Here is a 15,905-nt window from a genome sequence, read left to right on the forward strand (position 1 = left end):
GACAGACAGCGAATAGTCAAGCAGGGGGAGTCTTCGACCATGAGCACAGTCAGGTTCCAGCGCCGTGCCCGGCGCGAGATGCCGCGCACGCCAGGTGGCGAGGTCACCCTACAGCCGCCGCCCGAGATCCCCCGGATCACGCCGGGCAACCTGCTGATGAAGCTGATGCCCGTCGTCATGGTGGTCGGCATGGTCGGCATGATGGCGCTGATGTTCACGCAGGGCAGCGGCATGCTGTCCAACCCGATGTCGATGATGTTCCCGCTGATGATGATCATGTCGATGGTCACCATGTTCGGCCAGGGCAGCGGCAAGGGCGCCAAGGCCGCCGAGGCCAACGAGGACCGCAAGGACTACCTGCGCTACCTCGACCAGGTCCGCAAGGACGTCGACGACACCGCCAAGCAGCAGCGCGCCGCCGTCGAGTGGAGTCACCCTGAGCCAGGCCTCATCTGGATGCTCGCAGGCACCAGCCGCATGTGGGAGCGCCGCTCCGGCGACAAGGACTTCTGCCACGCCCGCATCGGCCTCGGCGGTCAGCGCCTGGCCACCCGCCTGGTCGCCCCCGAGACCGGCCCGGTCGAGGAACTGGAACCGATCGCTGCCGTCTCGCTGCGCCGCTTCGTCCGCGCGCATTCGACGGTCCCCGACCTGCCCACCGCGATCGCGGTGAAGGGTTTCGGCACCATCGCTCTCGACGGCGACCGCGCCCAGGCCCGCGACATGACCCGCGCGATGCTGTTGCAGCTGTGCATGTTCCAGGCGCCCGACCAGGTGCTGGTCGCCGTGGTCTGCGGCCCCGACACCGCGCGCGAGTGGGAGTGGACCAAGTGGCTCCCGCATACCCAGCACCCCGAGGTCTCCGACGGCATCGGCACCCAGCGCATGTTCTACGGCTCCATCCGCGAAGCCCTGAGCAGCCTGCACCCGCTGCTCGGCAACCGCGTGCGCTACTCGCGTAACCAGCCGAACAACCCGAACCTGGTGCACGTGGTGATCGTCGTCGACGGCGGCCTGCTCGAAGCCGAGGACGACCAGCTCCGCGAATCCGGCTTCGAGGGCGTCACCATCATCGACCTGTGCAATTACGCACCGCGCCTGGCTGTTTCGCGCGGCATCAAGATGGTCGTCGAGGACGGCGAATGCCTCGGCCGCGGCGCCACTGGCAACCAGGAACGCTTCGCCACCATCGACCGCGTCAGCGCCGAGCAGGCCCAGCAGGCCGCCCGCCGCCTCGCCCCCTACCGCGCCGCCACCCAGCGCAGCAGCGATGTCGAAACCGACGACAACGAAGCCATCTCCACCTGGTCGCAGCTGATGAGCCTCGGCGACATCGGCAACTTCAACCCCGCCAGCGCCTGGCGCCCGCGCTACGGTCGCGAACGGCTGCGAGTCGCCTTCGGTGTCGGCGCCGACGGCAACCCGGTCGAACTCGACATCAAGGAAGCCGCCGAGAACGGCATGGGCCCGCACGGCCTGTGCATCGGCGCAACCGGTTCCGGTAAATCCGAGTTCCTGCGCACCCTGGTGCTCAGCCTGCTCGCCACCCACTCGCCCGACCAGCTCAACCTGGTCCTGGTCGACTTCAAGGGTGGCGCGACCTTCCTCGGCCTCGACGGCGTCCCGCACGTCGCGGCGGTCATCACCAACCTCGAAGACGAAGCCGACCTCGTCGACCGTATGAAAGACGCACTGGCAGGCGAGATGAACCGCCGCCAGGAAGTCCTGCGCCAGGCGGGCAACTTCGCCAACGTCTCCGAATACGAGAAAGCCCGCGCCGCAGGCGCCGACCTCGACCCGCTGCCCGCGCTGTTCGTCGTGCTCGACGAGTTCTCCGAACTCCTCACCCAGCACCCCGATTTCGCCGAACTGTTCGTGATGATCGGCCGCCTCGGCCGCTCACTGCACGTCCACCTCCTGCTCGCCTCGCAGCGCCTGGAAGAGGGCAAGCTCAAGGGCCTGGAATCCCACCTGTCCTACCGCATCGGCCTGAAGACCTTCTCCGCCAACGAGTCCCGCCAGGTCCTCGGCGTCCCCGACGCCTACAACCTCCCGAACTCCCCCGGCGGTGGCTACCTCAAGGCCGACTCCGGCGAGATCCAGCGCTTCCAGGCCTCCTACGTCTCCGGCCCCTACGTCGGCGGCGGCCCGCAGCGCGAGGTCACCAGCGCAGGCATCGTCGGCGGCGAAATCGACGTCAACGCCCGCCCGTTCAGCGCCAACCACGTCGGCTTCCGCACCTCCGACCGGGTCCCGGTGGCTCCGGAATCGACGTTCGAACCCGAACCGACCGGCGACGACGGCGACCAGATGTCGAACCTGAACATGCTGGTATCCCGCATCACCGGCCACGGCCGCCCCGCCCACGAGATCTGGCTGCCGCCGCTCGATGACGCACCGACCCTGGACCAGCTGATCCCGCGGTCGATCCTCACCGGCGAGTACTCCGCCGCCGCCACCCTGCGCGCGCCGATCGGCATCGTCGACCGGCCGTACGACCAGCGCCGCGACCCGATGATGCTGGACCTCTCGGGTTCCCGTGGCCACGTGGCGATCGTGGGTGGCCCCCAGTCGGGCAAGTCGACGGCCTTGCGTTCACTCGTGATGGCCATGTCGATGACCCACACTGCCGAACAGGTGCAGTTCTACTGCCTGGACTTCGGTGGTGGCACGCTGTCCAGCCTGGAAGGGCTGCCGCACGTCGGCTCGGTCGCCAACCGATTGGACCCGGACAAGGTCCGCCGCACGGTCGCCGAGATGAGCACCCTGGTCCGTCAGCGCGAACAGCGCTTCCACCAGCTGGGTATCGAGTCCATGGTGGAGTACCGCCGCCTGCGCGCGATGGACCCCAACAGCAGCCCCGCCGCGGCCGGCGCCCACGCCGACCCCTACGGCGACGCCTTCCTGGTCATCGACGGCTTCGGCACGATCCGCCAGGACTACGAGGCACTCGAGCAGCAGATCACCAACCTTGCCCTGCAAGGACTTTCCTACGGTGTCCACGTGGTCATCGCGTTGTCCCGGTGGATGGAGGCACGCCCCGCCCTCAAGGACCAGATCGCCACGCGCATCGAACTCCGGCTCGGTGACCCGATGGACTCCGACATCGGCCGCAAGTTCGCCTCGCTTGTTCCCCAGGGTCGTCCCGGCCGCGGTATCACGCCCGACGCGCTGCACATGCTGATGGCCCTGCCCCGCGTCGATGGCAGCTCCGATCCGCTCGACCTGAGTGTCGGTGTCGCAAACGCGGTCGAACTGATCGCGCAGCGCACCCCAGGTCGCCCCGCGCCCGGCACCCGCACTCTGCCGGACCTCCTGGACCGTGCAGATCTGCTGCGCGCGATACGCAACTGGCCTGCCGAGATCGACCGGTCGCGGCCGAACATGCAGCTGCCGATCGGCGTCAACGAGTCGGAGCTGGCGCCCGTCATGCTCAACCTGGCCGACACCCCGCACTTCCTGGTCTTCGGTGACAGTGAGTGCGGTAAGACCGCGCTGCTCAGGGGTATCGCTCAGAGCATCGTCGAGTCGAATACGCCCGCGCAGGCCAAGGTCATCCTCGGCGACTACCGGCGAACCTTGCTGGGCACCATCGAGACCAATCACCTGGCGGGCTATGCGCCCTCGTCGGAGGTCCTCACCCCATTCATCCAGCAGGTCGTCGGAATTCTGAAGTCCCGGATGCCTGGTGCCAATATCACGCAGCAGGAGCTGCGTGCGCGTTCCTGGTGGACGGGCCCGGAGCTGTATCTGATCATCGACGACTACGACTTGGTGGTCACCACGTCGGGCAACCCGCTCTCGCCGCTGGTCGAGTTCATCCCGCACGCCAAGGACATCGGATTCCACCTGATCATCGCGCGCCGTTCCGGCGGTGCGTCCCGGGCGCTCTACGAGCCTGTCGTATCTCGGATGCGCGATGTCGGGTGCATCGGTCTGGTGATGAGCGGTAGCCGGGACGAAGGTCAGCTGTTCGGCACCGTGCGCGCCAGCGCGATGCCGCCTGGCCGAGGCACCTTGGTCACGAGGAACGCGATCGATCTGGTGCAGTTGGCATGGTCGCCGGCCTTGTGACCGACATCGATGTCGTGGTCAGCGATGCGCGCATCTTGGCGCGCACCGCTGCCCGGCACGTGGATGTCGTTCCTACGGTGATGCCCGTCCCGGACGGGATTGTGGTCGGTGCGCCGGTCGGACCGACGCAACCGTCGGTGTCCGCACTGGCGCTGGCGGACTCTGCGTGGATCGGGTTCGAACCGAATCCGATGTCGAACGCCGCGGCAATGGATGCCGTGGTCGGCGAGGTGCTCACGGGTTTGGCCCCGACCACACCGGGCGCGACGATCGGTGTCGCACATCCGAGTTCGTGGTCGGCGGTGCGACGGTCGGCCCTCGGGCATTCCCTCGGCAGGTACTCCGGTTCGGTTCTCCTCGAGTCGATCGCCGTCCGTGTCGCCAGACTGCGGCAGTCCCTCGCGACCTCGGAACTCGTCGTCGTCGTGGAGATCGAGCCGCTGGATGTCACCGTCAGTGCGGTCGATCGGTCCCGAGACCAGATCGCGGTCGCGGCCTGCGAGCACGAACCAACGTTGGGCGCAGGCGAATGGAACGACGCCGCCGTCGAATGCCTGACCGCGATGATCGGACAGGTAGTCGACGGCTCCCGGCCGACATCGGTGCTCGTCGTCGGACCGCACGACGAGCTGTTGCTGGAGCGTCTGCGTGATTTCGCCGCACAGATGTGGACCACCCAACCGACGCCACTGGTACAGCCGCTTGCCTTGACGGCACTGCTGCTGCCGCAATCCAGTCTCACCGACCAGCGGACGCGCCCGATCCCGGCCGAGAACGCCGAGTGGGTCGGCACCCTGCGCGAGCGCGCCGCCGCCACAGCACCGTCACCCCGCGTCGCAACGGCCAAAATCATTGCGGCAGTAGCGGTACTGCTCACGGTGATCACGGCCGGTGTTGTCGCAGTGGCGACCACGAGGGGCAGCGGTGCGGATGCGGCCACAGCGGCAGGTTCCACCGCGCCCGCCGACTCGAGCGCACCCGCGACCCGGACGCAGGCGGCATCGACTCCGGCGCAACCATCGACAACCCAGCCTGCCGATGCGCCACGCCGCCACACGATGGGCCGCGTCGCCTTCGATATTCCAGCGGGCTGGCGGACCATCGTCGGCGAGAACCCGGAGCGAGCGGCCCTCGTTCCGCAGACAGCCACCCCCGGCCGAATTACTGTGACATACAACACTGTTGCAGAACAGGCTGGATATGATGAAGTGCTAAGGGACATCACAGCGCGGATCGCTCGCGCCGAGCCAGGACGGTTCGGTACACCCGAACGCGACGTGGTGTTCGCTGGGCGCCGGGGGATCGGCTACCAAGAGCTTCCTGGCGACGGTTCCGTCGTCAGGTGGTACGTCCTACTCGACCATGGCGTCCAGACCAACGTCGGCTGCCAGCACGGCTCGGGAGGATGGGGGACTGTCAGTACTGCGTGCGAGGAAGTGATGCGATCAGTGTCGATCTCGCAGTAGGTTTCGGAAATTTCTCCGAAGATGATGGAACCGAACGCACCGATGGTGCGTCCAACCAAGATGAAGGGCTCAGATCGCCAGCAGGGGGGTCTGGTCCACCGTTGACCACGAAGGAGCCAGAAGATGGGTTTTTCCGCTTCGCCCGCCGAGATCGAGTCGTTCTCGACGAGGATGAAAGACAAGCACGACACGATCGAGGCGATGATCCGGAACTCGGAAGGTCATGCCACCAACGTCAACAACCCGGCCTTCCAGGGTGCCGCGGGTGAGGCGTTCCAGAAGGCGATGACGTCGTACCTCGAGTCTGCTCGAGCGCTGAACAACCAGCTGTACAACAGCTCGGACAACGTCTCCAAGATCGCCAAGACGATCACCGACGAGGAAGTCGACAACGCTCAGCAGATCATCGCGGAGTCTGCTGACACGCCGACTCCGACTCTGAACATGAACTCCTGATACTCCTCCTGCTGACAACGTAAGGAACGCCAATGACTGATATCGGTTCGATTCGGTATGACTTCGCCGCCATCAACGACGCCGGTTCCGGCCTCCAGACGCAGGCGCGGGAAATCACCACTGCCCTGCAGGACTACGAGAACGAGTTCCAGCGCTTCATCGAAGAGCACTGGTCCGATGGTGAGGGTTCGACCGCCTTCACGATCCTCCAGAGCAAGTGGCAGTCGCAGTCGATCGACCTGAACACGAAGCTTCAGGCGATCGGTACCAAGACCCTCTCGGGCTCCGACAACATGAAGGCTACTGACGCACGCCTCGCTCAGATGCTGATGGGCTAGTCAACGAGCTTCTGACAAGGAAGGCGGGTTCGAAGGTTCGAACCCGCCTTCCTGCTTGTGTGCGTCGAAATTCGGGAGCCTAGCCGGCAGTTGCCAGTAGCTTGTACTGGGCCGCGATACGTTGACGCACATCTTGAATATTGTTGCCGGATACCGAGGCAACGTATCGGCCGACCGATACAAGGCAGCGGGTACTATTCAAACCGCTGACGTCGAGGTTGGGATCTAGATCGTAACAGTGCGCGACAGTAAGATTCGCCGGTGCTTCGACGTCGACGAGACCCGTTTGATTGAACGCACCATTCTCCATGGCCGCCATCAACCGCTTCGCGGCGGCTTCATCAGCTGCGCGGTAAACGGTGGCACCGTTTACCGCGACATAGTCGACATTGGCGTCCGCGAACGCTGCAGACAGTGCAGCTGGCCGCTCTGAGAGGAACAGCGCGGCGTGGGCCGGGTAGACAGCCGCTCCAGAGAGCGGCTTGTCCCGGGGGAGAGTTTTGCTGAGCAGCCCTTCGTTGTCCAGAGGAAGTCGTTCCAGCTCTGCGGTTGGGGTCGGCGAATATTCACGAAGCATGATGAGCTGCTTGTCGAGATAGCTTTTGGTGATCCCGGCATTGTCGACAGGGTCGAACGGGCGGCTGAGCGGATCGTAGATCTGGATGTAGAGCAGCATGTCATTCTGGACCAGGAATGTCCGAAGGGCGGTGACACCCAAGGCATCTGTTTGGGTAATCTTCGACTGGGCGTCCGGGCGTCCGCTGACTCCCTCAAAAGGATCGCCCGGAGTACGTTCCAATAACTTGGTCGCCGCGTTGCGAGCTAGATTGGAATCGCCGAAGCGGAGAGTGAATGTCTCGATCGAGCGCCCTCGGCCGAGTTCATCGCGCCGATTTGCGGAGGCCCGCCAGCCTGCGATCAACCCGGGAATTTCGGCTGCGAACTGGCTTTTTTCGATCTTAGTGCCTTCGAAGTAGGGCGGTTCTTCCGGCGTTACCCGGTTTACCCGCGCCGGATGTAGCGGTGCAAAGCGAAATCGACCATCGTAATCGACCGGCAATGGCGTGGCTTTTCCGATTTTGATCGATTCTCGTGCCACGGCAGACATCGGTGTTCTGGTGGTTTCGATATCAATCGGGGTCGTTGGGTAGTTTCCAGCATCAAGTTTATCGATATCCACAGTTGCGGAGTCCGTCGCTGCATTGTCACCGCACGCGGCTGCGAGAATCGCCAGGGTGGTGAGTATCGAGGTGAGCGCTAAAATTCGCATCTATTGCTCGCACTTCTTCAAGATCGCGTATTGCGCGGCGGCGCGCTCCAAGAGTGAACTCTCGATCTCGCCGGTGCTGATGGACTTCGCGGTGACGACGGCAACGTACCTGTCGTAGACAACCGCGCACAGAGCATCGTACTCTCGGCTGCTGTCGGCGATATCCAATCTGATGCACTGCGCATCTGCGAGTCCTGGTGGTGATCTAAGTATAATGTCGTTCTTACCTGGTGTAGCGAAGAAAGTTTGTAGACGAAATGCGGATGCAAGGTCGCGAGTCCGGTAAACCGTACTTGCTCTGCGGCCGATGAGATCGACGCCGGTCTCCTCGAACTTCTTACGCGCTTCGGCGGGAAATCGCTCGAAATGTAGGATACCGACAGGCTCGAACGGCCCGAAATCTTCCTGCGAGCGACTGATTCCGACGCCGTCCCTGCTGTCGCGGACCGCGGCGCGACGCATGATGTTCTCGGGGTCGAGGGGGCTATCGAGGACGTCGTCCAGTGGAATCGGCTTGAAGTTGTCGAGCGATCTAATCTGCATATCAACCGTCTTCTTGACGGTCGCGACAGCGCCGCTGAGGTCGGGCGTAGGGGTCTTGACCCTGGTCCAGATAATGTATGAGCCACGTGGCTCCCACGAGTCGACCGTACTCTCGGATTCCGTAGACGCGCGTGCATTCGGCCGGTCCGGGATCTTGACGACTTGCCGTGGGCTCGACTCCAGGGTGATGCGCTGGAATTCATCGGCGACCCGTGTCGCCTCGGCATCGGTTGCGAACTGCATTACCGAGATTGCTAGGTCTCTGGGGGACCGGACGCTTCCGTTGGATTGAGAAGTGGACACTCCGCCAATGAACTTGACATTAAACCGCAGTGGAGCTGTGTATGCATCGCTGAGTCCGCCTCGTGATTGCATTTCGGCGTAGTCGGCGAAGACCTTAGTGCCCTCTGGTTTTATTAAGGTCGGGTCGATATCGAATGGATGTATTAGATAGTTGAGCAGCCTTCGGGCTTCAATAAGTCGAATTACCTTCGGGGTATCTGAATTCCAAGTTATTTCGAATGGGCTCGGATCGTTCTTGAAAGGGCCGGGACGTAAATGGTCTAGATTGACTGAGGTCGCACCGGGTTGCGGATTGCCGGAGACTGTTGCCCCGCATGCTGAGGCAAGCGCCACAACTCCGAGGATTATCACCGTGCGAAGTGTGGTCGTCTTTCGGGTCATTTCACGGCTTTCGAGATCGCGGGCACCATCTTGTCGATGAGAATCTGCTGCGACTGGTCGCTCCAGACCTGGAATGCCTGAACTGTCGACGGGTCGTCGATGACGACGACCTTGCCATTTCCGCTAGTCAATGCATAAGGAAGCCCACGGAATCCGCCGTTGCCCGCTTGGCTATCCGTGCGAAGCACGATGACGACGTCTGTGTTGTTCTTGAGGCTGTAGTCGCCTACCGACAATGCGCGTGGTGACTTCTCGTCGCCGACAGCCTTGTATTCGGAGTTGTAGTCGAAGTCCAAGTCCCGCAGAAACTTCCATTGATCACTCGGATTGAGGACAACGGACAGGGTGGAATTGCCGAAGTTGTAGGCGGTGATGGTCTTACCGCTGAGTTCGGGGTGCTGGGAACGAGCCTGGGCCATCGGGTCTCCACCGCCGGTCGATCCACCGTCGGGCCTGGTGAGGACGAAGACGCCGGTGCCGACCAAGGCTGCGACGACGACGGCAATAATGCTGGTCAGCAGTACTTTTCGGCCGCGCTTGGGGCGGTAGGGCTTGGGGTTGCGGGCCGTAAGGATGTCGTTTTCGGAGACGCCGCCGGGCTGGGGTGGGTAGCCGACGATGGCGCGGCTGGGGTCGGTTCCCCATTGGGGGGAGACGATGTCGGTGGCGGCGGTGATGGGGCTGGCGATCGGGGTGTTGGGGGAAGTGTGGAAGCCCTGGGCCGCGGGGGCTTGCATGGGGGCGCCGAAGAGGGCGTTGTGGGCGTCCTGGATGAATTCGCGGCAGGTGTTGTAGCGGTGGGCCGGGTCTTTCGCCATCACCTTGGCGATCACTTGATCGATCGCGGGTGGGAGGTCGGGGCGGACGGCGGTGACCCGGGGTGGGGGTTCGTGGAGGTGACCCATCATGACCATGGCCGGCACCGTGGCGGGGTACGGGTTCTGGCCGGTGATCAGCTTGTACAGCGAGCAGCCGAGGCTGTAGATGTCGGCGCGGTGGTCGAGCTTGCTACCCATCAATTGCTCTGGGGGAGCGTAGGCGACCGTGGCCATGAAATTGCCAGTGGCGGTGAGGTCTTGGCCGTCATCGGCGGACTTGGCGACGCCGAAGTCTGTCAGCAGGACGCGTTCCTCGTCGCCGTCTTCGGCCGCGGCGATCATGAAGTTGGCGGGCTTGATGTCGCGGTGGAGGAGGCCGCGGCGGTGCGCGTAGTCGAGGCCCTTGCCGACCTCACCGATGATGCGCAGGGCCCGCTGTGGCGGCATGGCTGCTGGGCCCTTGGCCACCTCGGCCGAGGCGTCCGTGCCGTCGACGTACTGCATGGCGATCCACAGCTGGCCGTCCTCGTCGCCGCGGTTGTACACCGCGACGATATTGGGATGGTCCAGGCCGGCAGCGAGATTGGCTTCCCGCTCGAAACGACCGCGGAACTCGGGATCGGTGGACAGGTCGCCGCTGAGTACCTTGAGCGCATCGCGGCGTGGCAGGCTGGGGTTCTGCGCGAGGTAGACGGTGCCCATACCACCGGCGCCGAGTACCTTGATCACTCGGTAGCCACCAACAATTGCGCCGGGCCGCAAGGCCATTCGCGTCTCCTCATCCTTCGCGCGCCCCGGAGTGCACGTCCCAACCTGGGCAAATCTAGCAGGTGCTGCGACACCCCACCGGGTCAGCTGTATCCGGCCAACAGCTTGTACTGGGCGGCGAGTCGCTGGTATGCGTCCTGCAAGTTCGTGCTGTTCGACTTGATGACGTAGCGGCCCACCACTGTCAAGCAGAACGGTGGTGCATCGGAGGCGTACTTTTCTTCGGGTTTGGCGTTATAGCAGTGTGCGCCAGGCATGTCGGGTGGGCCGTCGACCTTTGTGTGCTTCGGAGTCGTCGAGCCGGCTTCCTCCGCTGCCATGTAGCGAACCGCCGCTGCCGAATCACGGGCGCGGTAGACGGTTCCGAGATCGGAGGATGTGTAGTCGACGCCCGCGTCGGCCAGGGCGAGCGATAGTGTGTCGAGTCGTCTCGCAGTGTGCAGTAGCGCCTGAGTGGGATACACGGCGGCGCCGCCGTTCTTGCCCGATTCCGACGGCAAGGTATGGCTCAGCAGTCCATCGACATCGATGGGCAGCTTGTCGATCTCGGCGAGCGGTGTCGGCGAGTAGGACTTCAGCATCTCGAGTTGCTTGTCGAAATACTTCTTCACGATCTCGGCGTTCGCGGGACCATCGAAGGGCATGCTCACCGGATCGGACAGGTGAATGTAGATCAGCAGGTCGCCGCGTACCAGCCACGCGCGCATGTACTGCGTTGTGTACGAGCCCTTTTTGATGGCTACGCGCACGTGCGCATCCGGGTAGCCGGGTATCTGGTCGGGATTGCCCTCGGTACGTTTCGCCAGTTCCTCGTAGGCGAATCGTGACTGATCACTGTTGGAGAACCGGACGACCATCGTGGCGACACCGCGTCCGGCATCGAATTCGTCTCGGCGTTGGGCCGAGGTCTTCCAACCGGCGACCACGCCGGGAATGACAGCGAGGCCTTCCTTGGCATTCTCGAAGCCGGCGCCTGAGTAGAACGGCGGATTGTCGTCGGTCACATGACGACCGCCCCTTTGCTTCACATAGATGAAGCGATTGTCGAAGTCGTACGGCGTCGGTGACGCGGCGCCGATCTTGATGGATTCGCGCAGGGCACCTGCCGCCGGATGCCGGTTCGCCTCCACGTCGGTGGGCTTGGTCGGGTAGTTGCCGGAGTCCAGCTTGGTGATGTCTACTTCCGGCGCCGCCGGTGTCGCGGCGTCCGGCCCGCCTCCGCAGGCACTCAATGCAATCGTGAGTGCGATGACAGCGCTGTACGCACGGATCTTTCGCATGATCGTTACTCGCTCTTCTTCAGGATCGCGTACTGTGCGGCGGTTCGTTCCTGCAATATCGGGTCGACCTGCAGCGACGCACGCGACACGCTCGCCAGCGACATGACGACGGCAACGTAGCGGTCGTACACCAGGACACAGATCCCGTTGTAGGCACGGTTCGGGTCCGATTCCTCCAGCCGCAGGCATTGGGCGTCGGCGATGCCGGGCGGCGGGTCGAGCTCGGTGTCGCTCTTGCCTCTCTTGGCGAGGACGGTCTGCAGCTTGAACGCGGACTCGACATCGCGAGTCCGGTACACCGTGCTGAAGCGCCGGCCGACCAGGTCGACACCGGCTTCCTCGAAGGCTGTGCGGGTTTCGGCGGGATTTCGTTCGAAGTGCAGGATCCCCGACGGCTCGAAGGTGCCGAAGTCTTCTTCGTGGTAGCTCATGCCGTACGGGTCGCCCGATGGGGACTTGCCCGTCGCACGGCGCATGATCCCGTCGGGGTCGAGCGGCAGATCGAGCAGATCGTCGGGGGCGATGATCCGGTACTTGTCGAGCGCTGGAGTCTGCAGATCGAGCGCCTTCTTGATCTTGGTGGCCAAACCGGCGGAGTCGGGTGTCTCCTGCGACATGCTGACCCCGATCACAAAGGGGCCGTGCGCCTGGAAAGCGCTGACCGCGGTGCCATCCTTGCTCGACCCGTTGGCATCGGAGTATCCCGGAATCGTCACCGGCTGCCGGGGGTTTTCGCCTGTCGTGCCCACCTGATACATCGCAGCGGCCGCGTTCTTGCTGTCCTGCGCGGTCGCGAAGTGCAGCACGCTCATGTGCAGGCCCTTGGTGTCTCGCACGCTGCCGTTCGTCCGCGATGCGGTGACACCGGCGATGAAGTTGTTGTCGGTCACCGCGGCCTTGAAAATCTCAGGGAGGCCGTCGTCTTTCGACATGTCCGTACCATCGGCGAACACCCTGGTGGTGACCCGCATCGTCAGTTCGGGGTCGACGTCGATCGACTGGATGAGGACGTTGAGCAGGCGGCGCCCCTCGATCAATCTGACCGTTTTCGCGGTGTCGGAGTACTTCAACTCGAACGTGGTCGGCTCGGTGACGGTCGCGCCGGTTTTGAGTGCTGCCAGGTCTACCGGTGTCATCCCGGGCTTGGCCTGGCCGGAAATGGGTGCCGCACAACCGGACCCGACGATCAGGATCGTGAGCAGCCCAGCCAGCCGCAGGGTGTTCTTCATGTCGGGCATCCTCATCGGCGGGTGAGCAGAACGTATTGCGCGGCAACCTGCTGGTGGAGATCCTGCAAGTTCTTGTCGCGAATCTGCACGGCGTAACGGTCGACCTGCAGATAGCAGAGGTGATCGGAGGTCTTCACCTCGCCCTGTGACTCGTAGGTGTTGGCTCGGCAGGCGACCGCATCGCCCAGCTCCTTGGGAGCGGGCGCCTCGATGGCGTCTTCGTCCGGTGCTTTCCACTCGGTGAACAGATCCTTCGCACCCGCTGCGGTGGTGGATCGGAAGACGACTGTGTCGCCGAAAGAGATCAAGTCGATGCCGTGCTTGGTGAAGGTGCTCAGCAACTCGGCATCGGGATCGAGGAACAAGCTCAGCGCGCCGCGTCCGGTGAAGTATCCGTCGGGCTGGGCCCGGGCCGGTGCCGACGGATCCGACGGCAGAGTTCGGCCGAGTAGCCCGGTCGGGTCGAGGGGTACCCGTTCGAGCTGGTCCGACGGGGTCGGCACGAATTTGTCCAGCAGCGGAATCTGCACCTCGAGTGCTCGCTCGACCTGCGCTCGCAGCGAGGGCAGGTCCGGTGCGCGGGTCTCGTCATCGAGCTTCATGAAGATCACGTAGCGGTCGTGGACCGTCCAGGAACCGATGGAGGAGATCGACGGCCGCCAGTGTGCGTAGGTCTTCGGGAACTTGGTGATCGACACCTTTTCGTTGTCGCTGTTGTAGGTGAAGTCGTCGTGTTCGAGGATCGGAGCGACCGTCTCGGCGGTCTTCGCATCGGGGAAGATCAGGACTGAGAGGTTGAGGCTGCGTCGCGGGTTGCCCCCGGTCGGCTCGGTCGCCCAGGAGTTCAGCCAGCCCGCGACCAGATCTTCGGCGACCTCGTCGAAGGTGTCGTTGATGATGAGCCTGCCCAGCCCCTTGCGATTCAGCACGATCTGAGTGGGCTGGATCAACGATTCTTTTCGATTGTCGTAGACGTAGGCAGGGTCGATCTCGAAGGGAAGTGCCACATAGTCCGCGAGACGCTGGGCTTCCCACGCCCGCCCCTGGTTCAGGCTCTTGGCGTTTCCGACTGTGCGCGGTTGGGTCTGGTAGTTGCCGAAATCGAGATCCGACGTATTCGGCTCGATACGCGTCGCGGTGCCGGATACCTGTGAACCGCAACCGATCACGGCGGCGGAGATGACGACAGCAACCGCCGCCTGAACCGCTACGCGCGTGATCGATCCACCACGGTTGAGCCTCACGCTCTCCCCCTCCAACTGACTAGCTGATCCGATCGTGGGGCGACTCGATCTCAGTCGCAGCCCACCCCGTCCCCGGTGATCTGGTTCGCGGGCATCGTAGCGCACCCTTCGGCAGCGCAACCATGTCAGACGACGGGGGAATCCACGGCTGGTGCCGCGACATACCAACCGTGCGCCCACTTGACCCTTATTTGATGCGGCTCTGCAGGATTGGGACCAGCCGGGACAGCAGGATTTGCTCGGAGTTCGATGTCCAGGTGCGGATCGCGGTGACGGTGATCGGGTCGTCGATGGGGATCACGCTCGCGCGGGATCCGGTGATCTGGAAGGGGAGGCCGAGGAGGCCGCCGCCGCCGGCTTTCGCGTCGCTGCGGACGGCGAGGATGTAGGTGTCTTCGGCGGCGTTGATACGGTCGGATGACGTGGCGACCGGGCGTGGGGATGGTTCTTCGCCGGTCTTGATGTAGTTGAAGTTGTAGATGAGGCCTAGGTCTTCGAGGAACTTCGTCGGGAGGGTGCCGCCGAGGTAGGTGGCGATCTTGTTGTCGGCGTCCACGTCGACCATCAGGACCGTTTTGCCCGCGAAGGCGGGGTTGGCTGCTCGGGCCTGCTCGATCGGGCTTCCGGTTGCCTGGGCCGTGGTGGGGGCCGGCGCCGAGGCGGGAGTATTGCCGCTGGATGCCCAGATTCCGATACCGGCGGCGACCGCGACGACAGCGGCCAGTGCGCCGAGCGAGAGCGCGAGTTTGCGCTTCGAATTCTTCGGCGCACTACCGGAATTCGCCGCGCCGTGGGCGGTGAACGCTTCCGTGCGGGCTGAACTCGACCACTGTGGCGGCGTCTGGATCGGATAGGTCGGCGAGGTGTGGTTGCCGGTGGGATGGGACCCGGGGATCAGCGCAGTGGCGACGGCGTCGGTGAATTCCCGGCAGGTGGCGAAACGCTCGTTCGGATTCTTCGCCATCGCGCGGGCGATGACATAGTCGATGGCGGGTGGCAACCCTGGGCGCACACTGGTCGGGCGCGGTGGGGGCTCGTGCAGGTGGCCCATCATGACCATGGCCGGTTGTGTTGCGGGGTAAGGGTTCTGGCCGGTCAGGAGCTTGTAGAACGCGCAGGCCAGGCTGTAGATGTCGGCGCGGTGGTCGAGCCGGTCGCCGGAGAGCTGCTCCGGGGGCGCGTAGGCGATGGTCGCGAGGAAGCTGCCGGTCTGGGTGAGCTCGGAGGCGTCGTCGGTCGACTTGGCCACACCGAAGTCGGTGAGCAGCACCCGCTCGTCGTCGCCGTAGGTTTCCGACAGCAGGAAGTTCGCCGGTTTGACGTCGCGATGCAGCAGGCCGCGGTGATGGGCGAAGTCGAGGCCCTTGCCGACCTCGGTGGTGATGCGCAGCGCGCGTAGCGGGGTCATCGCGTGCGGGTCGCGCGTGAGTTCGGCGGCGGCGTCGGTGCCTTCGACGTACTGCATCGCGATCCACAGCTGACCATGCTCTTCGCCGCGGTTGTAGACCGAGACGATATTCGGATGGTCCAGTCCGGCGGCGAGATTGGCCTCTCGTTCGAACCTGGCCCGGAACTCGGGGTCACGGCTGAGTTCGGCGCTGAGGATCTTGAGCGCGTCGGTGCGGGGCAGGCTCGGGTGATCGGCCAAATAGACCGAGCCCATGCCGCCTGCGCCGATCTTGCGGATGATTCGGTAGCCACCGACGATGGTGCCCGGGCTCATCGCCATCTCTCA

General features: G+C 64.0%; 11 protein-coding genes. 4 read left to right on the forward strand and 7 right to left on the reverse strand.

Going from position 1 to position 15,905, the window contains the following annotated elements:
- Positions 1-39: 39 nt before the first annotated feature.
- The 4 genes from eccCa to ACFVAV_RS20055 all read left to right on the forward strand — a co-directional run bounded on the left by eccCa (position 40) and on the right by ACFVAV_RS20055 (position 6,334).
- Entirely contained in the window at positions 40-4,074 is a 4,035-nt protein-coding gene (gene eccCa, locus ACFVAV_RS20040) for a type VII secretion protein EccCa (protein ID WP_379036469.1), read from the forward strand.
- A complete protein-coding gene (locus tag ACFVAV_RS20045) occupies positions 4,056-5,540 on the forward strand; it encodes a type VII secretion-associated protein (protein ID WP_379036470.1) in 1,485 nt (494 codons plus the stop codon). Before eccCa ends, ACFVAV_RS20045 begins: the two co-directional genes overlap by 19 nt.
- 123 nt (positions 5,541-5,663) lie before the next feature.
- A complete protein-coding gene (locus ACFVAV_RS20050; protein ID WP_379036471.1) occupies positions 5,664-5,996 on the forward strand; it encodes a WXG100 family type VII secretion target in 333 nt (110 codons plus the stop codon).
- A gap of 32 nt (positions 5,997-6,028) precedes the next feature.
- Entirely contained in the window at positions 6,029-6,334 is a 306-nt protein-coding gene (locus tag ACFVAV_RS20055) for a WXG100 family type VII secretion target (protein ID WP_379036472.1), read from the forward strand.
- A 79-nt stretch (positions 6,335-6,413) separates the two neighbouring features.
- Here ACFVAV_RS20055 and ACFVAV_RS20060 read toward each other — a convergent pair whose 3' ends face one another.
- The 7 genes from ACFVAV_RS20060 to ACFVAV_RS20090 all read right to left on the reverse strand — a co-directional run bounded on the left by ACFVAV_RS20060 (position 6,414) and on the right by ACFVAV_RS20090 (position 15,899).
- Positions 6,414-7,604: a hypothetical protein gene (locus ACFVAV_RS20060; RefSeq protein ID WP_379036473.1), complete on the reverse strand. Its 1,191-nt coding sequence runs from the start codon at positions 7,602-7,604 to the stop codon at positions 6,414-6,416.
- On the reverse strand, positions 7,605-8,390 hold the full coding sequence (locus tag ACFVAV_RS20065; RefSeq protein ID WP_379036475.1) for a hypothetical protein: 786 nt from the start codon (positions 8,388-8,390) through the stop codon (positions 7,605-7,607).
- 437 nt (positions 8,391-8,827) lie between these two features.
- A complete protein-coding gene (locus ACFVAV_RS20070) occupies positions 8,828-10,417 on the reverse strand; it encodes a serine/threonine protein kinase (RefSeq protein ID WP_379036476.1) in 1,590 nt (529 codons plus the stop codon).
- An 83-nt stretch (positions 10,418-10,500) separates the two neighbouring features.
- Positions 10,501-11,697: a hypothetical protein gene (locus ACFVAV_RS20075; RefSeq protein WP_379036478.1), complete on the reverse strand. Its 1,197-nt coding sequence runs from the start codon at positions 11,695-11,697 to the stop codon at positions 10,501-10,503.
- Between the two features lie 5 nt (positions 11,698-11,702).
- Positions 11,703-12,926: a hypothetical protein gene (locus ACFVAV_RS20080; RefSeq protein ID WP_379036481.1), complete on the reverse strand. Its 1,224-nt coding sequence runs from the start codon at positions 12,924-12,926 to the stop codon at positions 11,703-11,705.
- Between the two features lie 11 nt (positions 12,927-12,937).
- On the reverse strand, positions 12,938-14,170 hold the full coding sequence (locus ACFVAV_RS20085) for a hypothetical protein (RefSeq protein ID WP_379036482.1): 1,233 nt from the start codon (positions 14,168-14,170) through the stop codon (positions 12,938-12,940).
- Between the two features lie 187 nt (positions 14,171-14,357).
- On the reverse strand, positions 14,358-15,899 hold the full coding sequence (locus ACFVAV_RS20090; protein ID WP_379036484.1) for a serine/threonine-protein kinase: 1,542 nt from the start codon (positions 15,897-15,899) through the stop codon (positions 14,358-14,360).
- Between the last annotated feature and the right edge of the window lie 6 nt (positions 15,900-15,905).

This window comes from Nocardia sp. NPDC057663 (assembly GCF_042799895.1).
GTDB lineage: Bacteria > Actinomycetota > Actinomycetes > Mycobacteriales > Mycobacteriaceae > Nocardia.